The sequence below is a fragment of the Phyllobacterium sp. RCAM01083 genome (assembly GCF_055685835.1).
In genome coordinates, this window is the sequence record NZ_JBVFZN010000005.1 from 176,703 (window position 1) to 191,198 (window position 14,496).

Sequence of the window (14,496 nt, forward strand, 5' to 3'; positions counted from 1 at the left end):
TCGCTGACAGAGGTTTGTGCGATCAGGCGACGGCCTGGCCCTGTTGAGCCAGGCGCTTGAGCATGGCTTCCGCCTGCGGAGCCCGTTCGGAGCGGCCGATGAAGCCGCCGCCATAGACACGGGCGGTGTTGCTGTCATCGGAATAGAGGACGCAGGCCTGACCGGGGGCGATGCCGCTTTCACCATCGACCAGCTCGACCCATGTCTCGCCATCGCGATGGTGCAGGACAGCCGGGCGCGGCGGACGGGTCGAACGGACCTTGGCATAAACTTCAACGCCGCCTTCCGGAATGCTCTCGAGCGCATCATCCCCGAGCCAGTTGACGTTGCGCAGGAAAACCTTGCGGGTTTCCAGCGCTTCGCGCGGACCGACGACCACACGTGCATTGGCTGCGTCGAGATGGACAACGTAGAGCGGGTCGCCCGTCGCCACGCCGATGCCGCGGCGCTGGCCGATGGTGTAGTGCACGATGCCCTCATGGCGGCCAAGCACGCGTCCGTCGATGTGGACGATGTCGCCGGGATTGGCAGCCTCGGGCTTCAGCTTGGAAATAATGTCGGAATACTTGCCCTGCGGAACAAAGCAGATGTCCTGACTGTCCTGCTTGTTGGCAACGGACAGGCCGAGTTCTTCGGCAATGGCGCGGGTTTCCGGCTTGGTCATTGATCCCAGCGGGAAGCGCAGGTAGTCGATCTGTTCCTGCGTGGTTGCAAACAGGAAATAGCTCTGGTCCTTGTCCGTATCAACCGGGCGGTAGAGTGCGCGGTGCGCGCCATTGGCATGGCTGCGGATATAATGTCCGGTTGCGAGCGCATCGGCGCCGAGATCCCTGGCGGTCTGCAGGAGATCGGCAAACTTCACCGTCTGGTTGCAGGATACGCAAGGGATAGGCGTTTCGCCGCTGACATAGCTGTTGGCAAAGGGATCGATCACGGCCTCGCGGAAGCGCGCTTCGTAGTCCAGCACATAATGCGGAATGCCAAGGCGCTCGGAGACGCGGCGCGCATCTTCGATATCCTGGCCGGCGCAGCAGGAGCCCGCGCGGTGGGTCGATGCACCGTGATCATAGAGCTGCAAGGTAACGCCGACGACATCATAACCCTGACGTTTGAGAATGCCCGCCACAACAGAAGAATCCACGCCGCCAGACATGGCGACGACGATACGTGTGTCTTCCGGCTTGCCCGGCAGATCGAGATTATTCAGTGTCATAAGCGGATCCGGTTCTTGCAGCGACATAACGGCGCAGGGATATTCAAGGCCCCTATATAGGTCAATTGACTCGATCTTGCCAACAGGAAGTGTCAGGCGGCGTATTTTTCTCACGCAAAGGTGAGCGATGCGTCGCCGTGGCCACGGCCGATGATACCGGTCAAAGCCGGCAAAATGGTCATTTTCAACAATCTCCTGGAATTTGCAGAAGTTACCAGAGAATGACTCGCTGTTTAGGCAATTATTAAAGCCCTGCCTGTAATGTCGGCTGCGATAGGTCTTGAAGTTTAGTGTAGAGAGTACAATGACCGATCTTGTTCGACCGAGAGTAAAATATGTAATCGGCCCGGATGGCAGCCCGCTGACCATCGCCGATCTTCCGCCCGCCAATACGCGGCGTTGGGTTATTCGCCGCAAGGCTGAGGTGGTTGCCGCTGTGCGCGGTGGTCTTCTTAGTCTTGAGGAGGCTTGCCATCGCTATACATTGACGGTGGAAGAGTTCCTGTCCTGGCAGTCCTCGATCTCCGATCATGGCCTGGCTGGACTAAGAACAACCCGGATACAGCAATATCGTCATTAGATGATGTCGCCTTTGAGTTTGGCTGAGGCTGGTCGTTGAGACCAGCCTTTTCCTTTTCATGGGAAGCATAAACGCGATGCTGCCAAGATGTTCCGCTGAGCCACAAAACCTGATCTAAGAGATCATGGATGACGGCAAGGAGACGTTGAATGGCAGACGATATCAAAATTACCAAGGAAGAAACCGCCAAAGGCGGACGCTATGTGACTGTCGTCTCAGGGCACGAGGCGGAGATGACGTTTTCCCGGGTCAATCCCGAACTGATCATCGTTGATCATACGGGTGTGCCGGATGCGCTGCGCGGCCAGGGCGTGGGGCAGGCGCTGGCGCTGCATGCGGTGGAAGATGCGAGGGCAGGGGGATGGAAGATCATTCCCCTATGCCCGTTCATGCGCGCCCAATCCCTGCGGCACAAGGATTGGGCCGATGTGGTGCGGCAGAGCTGAAACAGACCCGGCTGCCGTTCCCGGTCAGCCGATCATGGCGCGTTTGTCGGCGACCGGCATATCGTCGATATCGCGGACCTTGCCGTCGCGCTGTTCCAGCGCCTCGGCTTTCGCCAGTTCGGCTTCTGATTCGGCCAGTGCCGCCTCGGCATCGTCCTTCTGAGCCTTCAGATCACGGATCGAATCAAACAGATTGTCGCGACGCTGGCGCGCAGCCTTGGCGAATGTCGGGTAGGCAAAATGCGACGTGTCGGTAATGCCCGCCTTCTTTTCCTCGGACATAATCTGCGCGTCCAACTCAGCAGCCATGCGTTCGAATTCACCCATCATGAGATCAAGCTGGCCGAGCTGGCGGCGCTTTTCCTTGACCTGAAACAGTTTCAATCGAACCAAACCTTCATGCGACTTCATACTCACTACCCCCACAAAGCCGGTACGCAGACCCTTCAACAGGAGTCATCCGGCTGGCGTTTCACCCGAATCACTTCGGGAAAATGAAACAAAAACTTAAAGGTTGCCGCGTCTGGTAACCTTTCCTTTACGTTCAGCATTAATCATACGCCTTAAGACTTAAAGCTCGGTAAATCGAAGTCGGCCGTGTCCGGCTAAAAATTTATTGAGTCGAATGAATCGCTTAGGCGCAGAACCTGAAGCTTTGGCTGATGGTTTTTAGCCGGGTGACTCACCTTATGAATCAATGCGGTGCCTGTGATTTTTAACTTATGAGTCAAAGACACTTGCAAAGCGGAATTAGATTTTGTTAACCATTCGGTGGCAATCTTAACGTTATGGAAACGGCTTGTTTCGCGACCTGACTTCGGGATTGCACGGCAACCCATTTCAGCGGCGGGAAAAGGGGAATGATATGCGGGTTCTTTTAATCGAAGACGATAGTGCGACGGCCCAGAGCATCGAGTTGATGCTCAAGTCGGAAAGCTTCAATGTTTATACGACGGATCTGGGCGAAGAGGGTGTCGATCTCGGCAAACTCTACGACTACGATATCATCCTCCTCGACCTCAACCTGCCGGATATGTCCGGTTATGAAGTCCTGAGGACCCTGCGTCTGTCCAAGGTCAAGACGCCCATCCTCATCCTCTCCGGCATGGCCGGCATCGAGGACAAGGTGCGTGGCCTCGGTTTCGGCGCCGACGACTACATGACCAAGCCTTTCCACAAGGACGAACTGGTTGCCCGCATCCACGCGATCGTTCGCCGCTCGAAGGGCCATGCCCAGTCGGTCATCACCACGGGCGACCTGATCGTGAACCTCGATGCCAAGACGGTTGAAGTCACCGGCCAGCGCGTTCACCTCACCGGCAAGGAATACCAGATGCTGGAGCTGCTTTCGCTCCGCAAGGGGACGACGCTCACCAAGGAAATGTTCCTCAACCACCTCTATGGCGGTATGGATGAGCCTGAATTGAAGATCATCGACGTTTTCATCTGCAAGCTGCGCAAGAAGCTCGACAGTGCTTCCGGCGGTATCAACTACATCGAGACCGTCTGGGGCCGCGGCTACGTGCTGCGTGAGCCGGATGCGTCGGACATGCGCGAAATCGCCTGAGCCTTCGTCTCAGGTCATTCAAGCAAAAGGCTCCGTCACTGACGGAGCCTTTTGCATTTTGCATGTTTGATGCGGGTCAAACGGCCATGTCCAGCTCGCGGCTGCGGCCGATGCGGGCCATCCATTCGAGATAATTCGGCTCGCGCTTGATCTGCCAGCCATAGTGGCGGCGCAGTTCATCGACCAGCTTGCCGTTCCGGCCCAGGAGATCATCCGCATACTGGATCATCAGGGAATTCGGCCAGGCCTGCGGGCGTATCTGGCGCAGGCGCTCGAACAGCCGGGCCTCGGATTCATCGGGATAGGTCTGGGCGAGGAGGGAGAGCATGGCTGCCGTCGAGCGGGATATGCCCATGTGGCAATGGATCAGCAGGTGGCCCTCGGCGCCATCCGCCTTTGATTCAGCCAGCGCCTTGCCGAAGTTCAGGATTTCCGCAACGTGTTGCGGCTGCGGCAGGATCTTGCCTTCATCGGCGTCGATGATGTCGTGAAAGTTCAGTGTCGTGCGGTGATGGGTGCCATAGGCCTGGAATGCCTCGAGTTCCGGCCAGTTCGGGTCGAGAATGGACAGGACATGGGTGACGGTGCGTCCGCTCTGGGCGGGCAGTTCGTCAATGCCGCAGATGGTCAGCGTGGAGATGGACAAAGGTTTCATGGGGAATCGGTAATCCTGATGCTTGTGTGGCGCCAACCGCATTGTGGAAGCGTTCCGCGGCGATGGCAAAGATTATCCGAGGTTTTCCGGCATATTTACGACGCGGACCGGCGGGGTCAATTCATCTGGGCTGCATCAGTTCGATGCGGTTGCCGAAGGGATCGTGGACGAAGCGCCGGTCGTATTTTTCCAGCGGCTGGTCTTCGGCAATGGCATAGCCCGCTGCTTCCAATGCGTGGACCAGCGCAGCAAGATTGTCCGTCAACAGAGCGGGATGCGCTTTCTTCGCGGGAGAAAAGTTCTGCTCGACGCCAAGATGAAGGCGGACGCTGCCGGTTTCAAACCAGCATCCGCCGCGCCCGGCGAGCGATGCGGGCTTGGGCACTTCGGTGATGCCGAGAAGGCCATCATAGAATTCGCGTGCCGCCTGTTCTTCGCCCGCGGGCATGGCCAGCTGGATGTGTTCAATTCCGGTTATCGCCATCGTCTTCTGCCTTTGGACTGCTTGCTCTTGAGATATCAACCTAGCGAGCACGCGGCGGGGCGGCAACAGGCACGGTCAGGTGGTCAGAATGACACTGCCCGTTGTTTTGCCCGCTTCCAGATCCGCCTGTGCCCTGGCCGCATCGCGCAGGTGATATTCCGCGCCTATCGGGCTGCTCAAGCCGTCCTGCAGGGCGGCGATGAGGGCTTCTGACCCGCGCTGGTAGAACGCCGGATCGTTGACGGCAGCAATGACGCTTGGGCGCATGACCGCGATGTTGCCCAGGTCTTCGAGCCGGACCGGCGGCACCGGGCCTGCCGGCTGGCCGATGGAGCCTAGAATGCCGAAGGGCCGGATTGTCTTCAACGTTTCCATGAAGATCGATCCGCCGATACCGTCGACGGCGAGGTGGACACCCTTGTTGTCGGAGATGCGGCGGACGTCACTGGTCCAGTCCTCTGATTTGTACAGCAGCACCTCATCGGCGCCCGCCGCCTTTGCGGCTGCGATTTTGCCTTCCGACCCGACTGTGCCGATGACATTGGCTCCCAAACGCTTCGCCCAGCGCGAGACCAGCTGGCCGACGCCGCCTGCCGCCGCGTGAACCAGCACCCATTCGCCCGGCCTGACAGAGCGGACTTCGTGCAGAAGCATGTAGGCCGTCAGGCCGCGCAACAATGTGCTTGCGGCGACGCGATCCGAAACCGCATCCGGCAGCTTGATCAGGCGTGATTGCGGGATCAGCCGCATTTCAGCGTAGCCGCCAAGCGGCATGCCGGCATAGGCAACCCGGTCTCCGGGCTGGAGATGGGTGACGTTTTCCCCGATGGCGTCGACAATGCCAGCCCCCTCGAGGCCAAGTACGGCGGGCAGGCTTGGCGGCGAATAGAGACCGCTGCGGAAATAGATATCGACAAAATTGACGCCGATAACCGTTTGCCTGATGCGCACCTCATCCGGCCCCGGATCGCCAACAACGACGTCTCTTGCCCGCAATACTTCAGGGCCGCCGGGGCCGGTCATTTCGATCGTCAGTGCCATGATGTTCTCCTTTGGAATGAGGGCATTCGAACACATCATGGGATGTGAGAAAATTCTGTGTTTTGTTTCCATACATGTGCAATAATTCACCAATGATCGATTGGCAGGATTTGCACTACTTTTCCGTTCTGACCCGGACAGGATCGCTGTCCGCCGCCGCACGTGCGCTTGGCGTCGACCATGCGACGATCGGGCGGCGCGTCGCATCGCTCGAACAGGCGCTTGCGCTGCGTCTTGTCGATCGCTTGCCGCGCCGTTCGCCTTTGACCGCGGAGGGAAAGGCGATTGCCGAACTTGTCGAAGACATGGCGCGGCTGACACAATCCATTGAACGGCGTGCCCGAAGCTTGTCACTCTCGCCGGTCACAACAGTGCGCATCAGCGCACCGCCGGCGGTTGCGGCAAGGCTGATTGCACCGCGCGTGGTCGAGTTTCACCGCGAACACCCGGACATAACCCTGGCGCTTGCGGGGGCGACGCAGAACGCCGCGCTTGATCGCAGCGAGGCCGATCTCGCCGTCCGCATGGCGCGGCCTGTGGAGAAGGATCTGCTCATCCGGCGGATCGGGGCCATGCGCTTCGGGCTCTATGCCACGCGCGAGCAGGCGGCCCAGCCGCCGGAAGCGCTGGCGTTCATCGCCTATGATGCAACGCTGGATCACGTGGCCCAGCAGGTCTGGCTGCGCTCGATCCTCGCCGGACGCCCGATCATCTTTCAGGCCAGCGACCTCTTCGGCCAGCAGGAAGCGGCGCGTGCCGGTCTGGGGGCGGCTGTCCTTCCCTGCTTCATGGGGGACAATGATGCGATGCTGGTCAAACTGCCGGTCAAGGAGCTGCCGCCAGTCCGCGATCTCTGGCTGACGGCCTATCCGGATATCGGCCGCTCGCCCGTCATGCGGACGGTGATGACTTTCCTCGCCGATATCATCGGCAGGGAGTGTCCGCTCAGAATAGCATGACCACTGGATTTTACCCGACGGACGTCGACGGCAGGATTTCCGAGATGGACTCCCGGTTGAAGGGTTTCAGGAGATAACCATATGCCCCGGCCCGTTTGGCCCGCATGATCTTGGTCACATCGATTTCGGCAAGGCAGAGGTAAATCCGGCTTTCCTTGCCGCCGGGCAGGGCGCGAATCTGGCTGATGATGTCGACGGACGGCATATCCGGCAGTGCGCAGTCCAGAATGATGATGTCAGGCATTTCTACGCTGCAGGCCGAAACCGTTTGAAAGCCCGTGTCGGCTGTGGTCACGACAACGCTGTCGCTTGCGAGCAGACGCGTCGCAACTTTCCTGACCACCGGCGCTCCATCAACGACCATACAACGTAACACGTGCCAACTCCCCCCGGAATCACTGCGACATTGCAGCTGCTTCAAGAGAGAGTATCAGGCCGATTGTGAAGAAATGGCCAAGGCGGATGGTAAATTTTTACCGCCTCAGACCGCCGAGAACACGATCTCTTCCGGCGTGGCGTGGATGGAGATCGTCATTCCGGCCTCCTGCGCCAGCAGCAGCGTGTAGTAAGGCTGCACCGCATGGGCGTCGATCGGCTCTTCCGGCGTCTTGCCGCTGTGCAGTTCAAGGAATTTCGGCGGAACGCGCAGCATCGGGCCGCGCGATGTCAGGACGAAGCGCGGTTCGGTTTCAGGCGTCTCCAAGGCAACGTTCAGCGTGCCGCCGCGCGGCAGGGCCGCATTGGCGATCAGCACGAGATTGAGCAGCAGCTTGACCTTGTTCTTGGGCAGCAGGACGCGATTGCCGGTCCAGGTGAACTCGGCTTTCTCGCCCTTCATATATTCGTTGGCCACGTTCTGGGCATCGCCGGTATCGATCTGGACGCCGGCCGATCCGGCGGCGCCGAAGGCAATACGGGCAAACTGCAGGCGGGCAGAGGCGCTGCGTGCGCTCGATTTGATGAGGTTCATCGCATCTTCGTCGGCGCCGCCTTCTTCCAGAAGTTCCAGCCCGTTGTTGATCGCGCCCACCGGCGAAATGATGTCATGGCAGATGCGGCTGCTCAGGAGGGCTCCGAGGTCCGTTGCCGAGAGAATTACGGGCAATGTCATGAGAGAAACTCCTAAGGATTTGGCTGACGGTTGGAATCTGCGTATTGGGGTTATGCCGAATCAGATGTTCATGCCGAATCACTCTGATGGCTGCTGCATTTGGATACATAGCTCGGTCCGGATCGGCAAGAACGACGTCAACGATACCGGTAGATGCTGAATTCCTTATCTTTTTCCCGTCCCCGGCAAGCCATTGAAATGCCAAGATCGATTCATAAACTTTTATACAAGGTTTAGACCTTTAAATGGTGCTTCAATTACAAGGCGAACACAAGATTCGCATCTGGCGTCGGACAAAGAAGCGAACAGCCAAAAGGAATTATGATGGCGTCTCTATTCTTGTCTATGAACCGTTTTTTTCTCCTGATCCTGACAATGGTGTCACTGGTTGTCGCACAGCCGCATGCGGCCAATGCAGCGCAGGACCAGTTCTCCATGGACGAGATCGTCAATTCGGGGCAGAGATTCTTCGGATCGACGTCCGGTGGTTTGGCATCGGCGGTCGAGAAGATTTTCCAGAGCTACGGTCTGCCGAACGGCTATATCCTGGGTGAAGAGGGATCGGGCGCTATCATCGGGGGCCTCACCTATGGCGAGGGCACGCTTTATACAAAAAATGCCGGGGATCACAAAAGTTTCTGGCAGGGTCCATCGATCGGATGGGACTTCGGCGGCCAGGGTTCCCGTGTCATGATGCTCGTCTATAATCTCGACGATATACAAAATCTCTATGGCCGCTTTGTCGGCGTCGCAGGTTCAGCCTATCTCTTCGCAGGTGTCGGCTTCAATGTGCTCAAACGCAATCAGGTCTTGCTGGTCCCGATACGCACCGGCGTTGGCGCGCGGCTCGGCGTGAATGTCGGTTATCTCAAGATCACCCAGTCTCCGACCTGGAACCCGTTTTGATCTTTCTCCTTTGCGGACGTTTGGGCAAGACGCGGAAGCCGTTCCGCGTCTTTGCCGTTTGATGCCGGACCGGCATTGTGCCAGATTTGAAGCAGAGGACGTTCCGCTCTATCCTCTGCGCGATCTTCCAACAGGACCCTTATCGTGATCCAGACCGCACTTTATCTCGCCCTCGGATTTTTGAGTGCCGTCCTGCTGGTGCTGATCTTCGCGCCTCCCGTCTGGCGCCGCGCCATGCTGCTGACACGCAGGCGCGTCGAAGCGGAGACACCGCTGACGCTCAACGAAATCCAGGCGCAGCGCGACGGTCTGCGGGCAGAGCACGCCATGAGCGAGCGCAAGCTGGAAATGACCCTGTCAGGCATCAAGGAGAAAGCGGCGCAGCAACTGCTGACGTTCAGCGAGAAGGAGCGGCAGGTCCGCCTGCTCTCGGCCGATCTCGCCGCACGGGATGCAACGATCACTGAATTGCAGGCATCCCTCGCGCAACGTGACCAGGCACTGGAAAAATCGGCCGGTGAACTTGGCGGTACCGTGCAAACCCTCGAGCAGCGTTCGGCAGAGCTTGAACTCCTGCATCGCCGCCTGAACAGCACGGAGACGAAAGCCGACAGTCTGCAGATCGATGTGGCGGCACAGACCACCCGTATCGAGAACCTTTCGGACGAGCTGAAGGACGCGCGCCGGGCCAAGCGGGACAGCGAAGAGCAGAAACACAAGCTGGAAACCGAGCTCAAGGCATTGCAGCATTCGCTCGAACAGGAAACAAAGCGCGGCAATAGCGCGGAAACACGGGCAAGCGAACTGGTGACGAAATTATCGGACAACGAGGCCAAGCTTTTGCGGCGGGAAAAGGAAGTCGAGCGCCTCAACGAGCGGCTGCGCAGCATCATCGCCGAAGGCCGCAAGCAGGGCGTTGCTGCGGACCATGCGCCACGCGGCAAGCAGGCGCTTGTGCAGGCGGAGGAAAGCAAACGGTTGCGCGAGGAGATGAATGCGCTGGCGTCCCAGGTGGTCGCCATGGTTGCACGGCTCGAGGGTCCGTCCTCCCAGGTGAACAAGCTCCTGGCAACCGCGGGCGGTGACGTATCGGCGGCCTATGACGAGAACGGCGAGGCAATCATCAGCCTGGCTGATCGCATCCGCGCGCTGCAAAAGGCAGCTTCTCCGGTGGAATCAAATACCGGAGAACCGGCTAAACCGTGACAGCGCTATGCCTGAGGCCGTGGCAACGTTCAGGCTGTCAAATGTTTCGGACATCGGGATTCTGATCGTCTTCAGCGTCTGCATCAGGGCTTTCGGCAGGCCTTCGCCCTCGGTTCCCAACAGCAGTGCCGTGCGCGATCCCGGTTGTGCGGCATAGAGACTTTCCGTGCCGGATGGGCTGAGCGCGTAAATGTCGAATCTGGCCCGCTGCAATTTGGCGACGAGATCGTCGATCGAGCCCTCCCGCGCGAACGGAACCTTGAGCGCGGCACCCACCGAGACGCGGATCGCCTTGCGGTAGAGCGGATCGCAGCTGGTTTCGTCCATCAGGATGCAATCGGCTTCGAATGCCGCGGCATTGCGAAAGATCGATCCCATATTGTCATGGTTGGATATGCCGCACAGCACCACGGCAAGCGAGGCTGCCGGCAGGGCATCGATCAGCTGGTCGGCTGAACGGGGCGCGCTGCGCCGGCCGACGGCAAGTATGCCGCGATGCATGGGGAAACCGGCAATCGCATCCATGACGGCGCGTGATACGCAATAGACCGGCACGTCGTCCGGGCAGAGGGCTATTTGCTGCGCGAGGCCGGCAAGCCGGTTTTCCAGGACCAGAAGCGACTCGACCGCGAACGCGGTATTGGTAAGCAGCACGTTGAGCACAACCTTGCCCTCGGCAATGAAACGGCCTTCCCGCCCAACCAGATCGCGCTCGCGGACGTTGCGATAGGGGCCGAGCCGCCCGTCGTCGGCGTCATCGATGCGCGTGATGCGGTGTTCCAGCCAGGCTTCATCCTGTCGCGGCATCGTGTCAGACCGTTTCGCCTGCGGAGGCCAGGCCTGTCCGCGCTTCACCGGCCATGCGCACCAGGCTCATATGCATGTCCCTGGCCGAGGTCAGCGGTGCCGGAAACCAGATGCGCTGGACATCGTCGCCATCGGCAATGTCGAAACCATCGGCGTCAATTCCGGTCATGCGCCAGTTGCCTGCGGAGGCTTTGGCAAAGAAGCGGGCGTAGAGCGATATGGCGTTGGCATGATCGGCGTTCATGTGCTCGACCGCGGATTTTTCCGCCGCCGCCAGCTCGTCATTGGCGGGATTGCTGGTAAGCAAATCCTCGGCGGTCAAGTGATAAGCCTTGCCGAAGCCGCCATTGAGGCTGGCACCCGTGGGCTCCAGCCGGAAGAAACGGAAATCACCCAATCCGGCATAGAGCTTTGCCTTGGGCTGGTGCGAGAGGTAGCGCCATTCAATACGGGCGTGTTCCGCCGCGTCGCGGGCAATTTCCCTTGCCAGGGCAAACACGGTCAGGCGCGGATGGGCAAGAGGATCGCCCTTGCCGGTCTCGCCGGCAAGCAGGGAGCAGCGCGGATCGGCGAGCAGGGCGGGGGTGTGGGCGGAGAGGGCAGAGACCAGAATGACCGGCGTTCCGTCATGGTCGGTGGAGAGGCCGACGCGGGTGGCGATCGGACCGCCTGTCGCAGGATCGAGCGTCGCGATGACGGCATGGCGCGCCCTGCGAATCAATGTTTGCGCGAGCCTGACGGCTTCGGCATCGGTCTCGCGCAGTACCTCTTTCTTCTGGGTCACAGCTCATCCCTCGCATTGCTGGTCTCGTGGTGCTGGGCGAGAGATAAGGACTTGGCGGGTGCCCGGCAAGCCATTTTCACGGGGGAGGAATTAAGCGGCGATGGACCGGTTATCGTTGAGGCCTACATCGTTCATGCAATCGGCAAGCAGGTCGAGATCGACCGGTCCGATCGTGCACAACACGGGCGCAAATTCCTCGGCCGGTACCTCAAGCGCCATCAACTCGACGAGCGCTTCCATCAGTGCTTCACGCGTGTCATACCTTGCGGAATAGTGGGGCATGATTCTGTCTTTCGAGCCGGATCAGTTGCGTAAACCTTACTTCAAATACGGTAAACAAATTCTTAATTTTGCCATTTTTAGAAATTTTTTGCTTCTTTTGTGAATAAAATAACGTCATGATTTCAAACAGATGGTAGATTGTGATCACCCATTAGCTATATCTGCCATTGTTTGGCCCCAAATGACCTCAATCTGTGGGCAACTTCACCAGCAGGAAAAACAGCGATGAGAATTGCTTCGTGATCGGCGCAAGGAAGTGGAAAACCCCCTCGATTGTGGGTGTCATTGCCGCCATTGGCCTCGTCAGTGGGTGTACCACACAGAATGCCCAGCATGCCGGTAAGGTGAAGGCAAATCTGACAAGCAGCAACACGACCGTCTCCAAGACGTCGACCTATGCCTATACGCCGAAGGACAAGGAATGCCTGGAACGGGCAATGTTCTTCGAGTCCAACCGCTCGAGCAAGGATGGCCTGCTCGCGGTGGGCACCGTGGTGATGAACCGTCTCGATTCCGGTAAATATGCCAATACGATTTGCGGCGTGGTGGGCGAGAAGGGGCAGTTTGCTCCCGGCGTTCTTTCGCGGCCCATGCAGTCGGCAGCACTTCCTGATGTACAGCAGGCGGCGGATGCCGTGCTCAAGGGCCAGCGCCACCCCAAGGTCAAGGAAGCGATGTTCTTCCACACGGCCGGTCTGCGTTTCCCCTATCGCAACATGCACTATACGGTTGTTGCCGGTGGTAACGCTTTCTACGAGAAGCGCGACAGGTACAATTCGCCGGATCTGGGCAACAAGGTTGCCAGTGTTGCCATTGCGAATGCCTATATCGCCAGCATGAAAAATACCAACCCGGCGTCGGTCAACAACATCATGGTTGCCAGCGCGCAGCCGACGATGACAACCGCGACATCCGGGCGTGTGACCAACCAGCCTTTCGCCGTGGCGCAGGCACAGCCAGCGCATGCGGCGGCTCCGCAGCAGCTTGCTTTTGCCAATGTCGCCGTGCCGGTTGATCCGCCCGCGCCGGCCATGGTTTTCACGGCGCCCGCACAGGCACCGGCAAAGACGGCAGCGATCCCGCAGAATGCGGAGCAGGCAGTGCTTGCCTTTGAAGCGCCGAAGAGCAAGTCGGTCGATGCCATCGGGCAGATGCTGCTCGCGCAGGACCGTCCGGGCTTCACAAACTAGACAGGCATGGAATTTGGCTCCGGCGTCGCCCAGGCGGCGCCGGTCACGATTCGTTTACGGCACGAGATAGTGCTGTGCCCACTCGCTGTGGGGAACCATCTGTCCAATCGCATATTGAAACGTCAGCACGGTCATGTGATCGGGCGAGGTCGTGCACGTGTAGGAGAGGTGATACCATTCACCCTTGCTGCGGAAGGCTGCACCGGTGGACTGGATCTTGTCGCCGGTCACCAGGGGTTCCTTGAAGGCATAGGCGACGAGTTCGTCGGGCACCAGCTTGACCGGATCGTGATGGATACGCTCCATGGCTTCGAGATCGCAGCGCTGTTCCAGCCGGGTCTCGGGACTCAATCCTTCCAGCTCTTCGGCCTCGGTTGAATCCATGGCTCTGGCTGAGCCCATCATGGCTGCCATCGCCAAAAGCATGGCCAGAACTGATTTCATCGATGCCGCGCTCTCCGAAAATGGGCAGAAGGACAATGGTCCGTGTCCGGATGCATGGCCGGTTCCGACCCTAATGTCTCCCGGATTGGGACCAAATTATGAAAGACTCTACGTCCGCTTCCGGGCGGCGGGCTTCTTGTCGCCATTGGCTTCGATATAAGCATAGATATAGGCAAATGACGGCAGGGCGCTGTTGGACGGCTCGACAAGACCGGCCACGCTGCCCAACGAGGCGGCATAATTGTTGCAGTTGTAACCGAACATCGTCCACTTCGGCGGGTTGGCCAGATTGGTGCGTACCTTGCCGAGAAGGCTCTGATACTGCGCTTCCGTCAGTGAAACGCGATAGGCCGCGCCCGTGGCGAAATGGCAGTCGGCATAACTGGGCTTCAGTTCCGCGGGCATCGGAATGAGGGCGCCGCCATAAAGGCCCAGCAGGCTGCCCTTGGGAAAGAGGCCGTTATACTGGCGCGTGACGGGATTGCCATTGGCATCGAGCCTGCCGAAAACCACATACATGTGGCCGCTTGGAATGCCGGGCGACAAGCGCTGGCGGAATTCGATATAGGCCGGATCACCGGGCCTGGTCCGGTTGGCTGTCAGCTTCACCGCTGATCCGCTGACGCTGCCATGGGCGGCGCAGGTCAGTTCCGGCATCTCCGCCGCATAGGCCGATGGGGTAACGGACACGCTGGCTGGCGGGGTCGACTGGCAGGCCGCGAGGGAGAGGGCAAAGGCCGGTGCGAGGAACATCTTGAACGAGGTTGATGCGTTTGAAGCGGTGTTCAGCAAGATAATTCTCTTTTCAATCCTGTGATGGC

General features: G+C 59.1%; 19 protein-coding genes. 7 read left to right on the plus strand and 12 right to left on the minus strand.

The window, feature by feature from the left end; genetic code table 11:
- Positions 1 to 22: 22 nt before the first annotated feature.
- Complete coding sequence (gene mnmA, locus ACZ25R_RS07580; protein ID WP_472460621.1) at positions 23 to 1,213, minus strand: tRNA 2-thiouridine(34) synthase MnmA; 1,191 nt, start codon at positions 1,211 to 1,213, stop codon at positions 23 to 25.
- 304 nt (positions 1,214 to 1,517) lie between these two features.
- On the opposite strand from mnmA, the gene sciP reads away from it, so the two are divergent.
- Together sciP and ACZ25R_RS07590 are read left to right on the plus strand one after the other, a co-directional pair.
- Entirely contained in the window at positions 1,518 to 1,793 is a 276-nt protein-coding gene (sciP, locus tag ACZ25R_RS07585) for a CtrA inhibitor SciP (RefSeq protein ID WP_091878079.1), read from the plus strand.
- 149 nt (positions 1,794 to 1,942) lie between these two features.
- The gene (locus ACZ25R_RS07590) at positions 1,943 to 2,239 is read left to right on the plus strand and encodes an N-acetyltransferase (protein ID WP_229489984.1); all 297 of its coding nucleotides are present in this window, start codon (positions 1,943 to 1,945) and stop codon (positions 2,237 to 2,239) included.
- A gap of 24 nt (positions 2,240 to 2,263) precedes the next feature.
- On the opposite strand, the gene ACZ25R_RS07595 is transcribed toward ACZ25R_RS07590, so the two are convergent.
- Positions 2,264 to 2,650 (minus strand): flagellar export protein FliJ, encoded by a 387-nt coding sequence (locus tag ACZ25R_RS07595; RefSeq protein WP_105731965.1) that lies wholly within the window; start codon positions 2,648 to 2,650, stop codon positions 2,264 to 2,266.
- A 454-nt stretch (positions 2,651 to 3,104) separates the two neighbouring features.
- On the opposite strand from ACZ25R_RS07595, the gene ctrA reads away from it, so the two are divergent.
- Positions 3,105 to 3,806, plus strand: a complete 702-nt coding sequence (gene ctrA, locus ACZ25R_RS07600) for a response regulator transcription factor CtrA (RefSeq protein WP_223612517.1) — start codon at positions 3,105 to 3,107, stop codon at positions 3,804 to 3,806.
- Between the two features lie 76 nt (positions 3,807 to 3,882).
- Here the strand turns inward: ctrA and ACZ25R_RS07605 are convergent, their stop codons facing one another.
- The 3 genes from ACZ25R_RS07605 to ACZ25R_RS07615 form a co-directional block, all read right to left on the minus strand.
- Complete coding sequence (locus ACZ25R_RS07605; RefSeq protein WP_472460622.1) at positions 3,883 to 4,461, minus strand: tyrosine phosphatase family protein; 579 nt, start codon at positions 4,459 to 4,461, stop codon at positions 3,883 to 3,885.
- Between the two features lie 121 nt (positions 4,462 to 4,582).
- A complete protein-coding gene (locus tag ACZ25R_RS07610) occupies positions 4,583 to 4,945 on the minus strand; it encodes a VOC family protein (RefSeq protein ID WP_472460623.1) in 363 nt (120 codons plus the stop codon).
- A gap of 75 nt (positions 4,946 to 5,020) precedes the next feature.
- Positions 5,021 to 5,986, minus strand: a complete 966-nt coding sequence (locus ACZ25R_RS07615) for a quinone oxidoreductase family protein (protein WP_472460624.1) — start codon at positions 5,984 to 5,986, stop codon at positions 5,021 to 5,023.
- Positions 5,987 to 6,078: 92 nt separating this feature from the next.
- Between ACZ25R_RS07615 and ACZ25R_RS07620 the strand changes: the two genes are divergently transcribed.
- A complete protein-coding gene (locus tag ACZ25R_RS07620) occupies positions 6,079 to 6,945 on the plus strand; it encodes a LysR family transcriptional regulator (RefSeq protein ID WP_472460625.1) in 867 nt (288 codons plus the stop codon).
- A gap of 10 nt (positions 6,946 to 6,955) precedes the next feature.
- Here ACZ25R_RS07620 and ACZ25R_RS07625 read toward each other — a convergent pair whose 3' ends face one another.
- Both ACZ25R_RS07625 and chpT read right to left on the minus strand, forming a co-directional pair.
- A complete protein-coding gene (locus tag ACZ25R_RS07625) occupies positions 6,956 to 7,309 on the minus strand; it encodes a response regulator (RefSeq protein ID WP_226904627.1) in 354 nt (117 codons plus the stop codon).
- Between the two features lie 117 nt (positions 7,310 to 7,426).
- Positions 7,427 to 8,056: a histidine phosphotransferase ChpT gene (gene chpT / locus ACZ25R_RS07630; protein WP_223612525.1), complete on the minus strand. Its 630-nt coding sequence runs from the start codon at positions 8,054 to 8,056 to the stop codon at positions 7,427 to 7,429.
- 345 nt (positions 8,057 to 8,401) lie between these two features.
- Between chpT and ACZ25R_RS07635 the strand changes: the two genes are divergently transcribed.
- Both ACZ25R_RS07635 and ACZ25R_RS07640 read left to right on the plus strand, forming a co-directional pair.
- A complete protein-coding gene (locus tag ACZ25R_RS07635; RefSeq protein ID WP_223613446.1) occupies positions 8,402 to 8,962 on the plus strand; it encodes a DUF1134 domain-containing protein in 561 nt (186 codons plus the stop codon).
- A 144-nt stretch (positions 8,963 to 9,106) separates the two neighbouring features.
- Complete coding sequence (locus ACZ25R_RS07640) at positions 9,107 to 10,168, plus strand: hypothetical protein (protein ID WP_472460626.1); 1,062 nt, start codon at positions 9,107 to 9,109, stop codon at positions 10,166 to 10,168.
- Here the strand turns inward: ACZ25R_RS07640 and ACZ25R_RS07645 are convergent.
- The 3 genes from ACZ25R_RS07645 to ACZ25R_RS07655 form a co-directional block, all read right to left on the minus strand.
- Positions 10,139 to 10,975, minus strand: a complete 837-nt coding sequence (locus ACZ25R_RS07645) for a TrmH family RNA methyltransferase (RefSeq protein ID WP_472460627.1) — start codon at positions 10,973 to 10,975, stop codon at positions 10,139 to 10,141. The two genes, ACZ25R_RS07640 and ACZ25R_RS07645, sit on opposite strands and share 30 nt — an antisense overlap.
- A gap of 4 nt (positions 10,976 to 10,979) precedes the next feature.
- Positions 10,980 to 11,759: a HugZ family pyridoxamine 5'-phosphate oxidase gene (locus ACZ25R_RS07650; RefSeq protein ID WP_472460628.1), complete on the minus strand. Its 780-nt coding sequence runs from the start codon at positions 11,757 to 11,759 to the stop codon at positions 10,980 to 10,982.
- A 90-nt stretch (positions 11,760 to 11,849) separates the two neighbouring features.
- Positions 11,850 to 12,041, minus strand: coding sequence for a hypothetical protein (locus ACZ25R_RS07655; protein ID WP_223612529.1), 192 nt, complete (start codon positions 12,039 to 12,041; stop codon positions 11,850 to 11,852).
- A gap of 239 nt (positions 12,042 to 12,280) precedes the next feature.
- On the opposite strand from ACZ25R_RS07655, the gene ACZ25R_RS07660 reads away from it, so the two are divergent.
- A complete protein-coding gene (locus ACZ25R_RS07660) occupies positions 12,281 to 13,231 on the plus strand; it encodes a cell wall hydrolase (RefSeq protein ID WP_464661377.1) in 951 nt (316 codons plus the stop codon).
- Between the two features lie 54 nt (positions 13,232 to 13,285).
- Here ACZ25R_RS07660 and ACZ25R_RS07665 read toward each other — a convergent pair whose 3' ends face one another.
- Both ACZ25R_RS07665 and ACZ25R_RS07670 read right to left on the minus strand, forming a co-directional pair.
- Positions 13,286 to 13,675: a DUF930 domain-containing protein gene (locus ACZ25R_RS07665; protein WP_472460629.1), complete on the minus strand. Its 390-nt coding sequence runs from the start codon at positions 13,673 to 13,675 to the stop codon at positions 13,286 to 13,288.
- Positions 13,676 to 13,783: 108 nt separating this feature from the next.
- Positions 13,784 to 14,467 (minus strand): hypothetical protein, encoded by a 684-nt coding sequence (locus ACZ25R_RS07670; RefSeq protein WP_472460630.1) that lies wholly within the window; start codon positions 14,465 to 14,467, stop codon positions 13,784 to 13,786.
- Between the last annotated feature and the right edge of the window lie 29 nt (positions 14,468 to 14,496).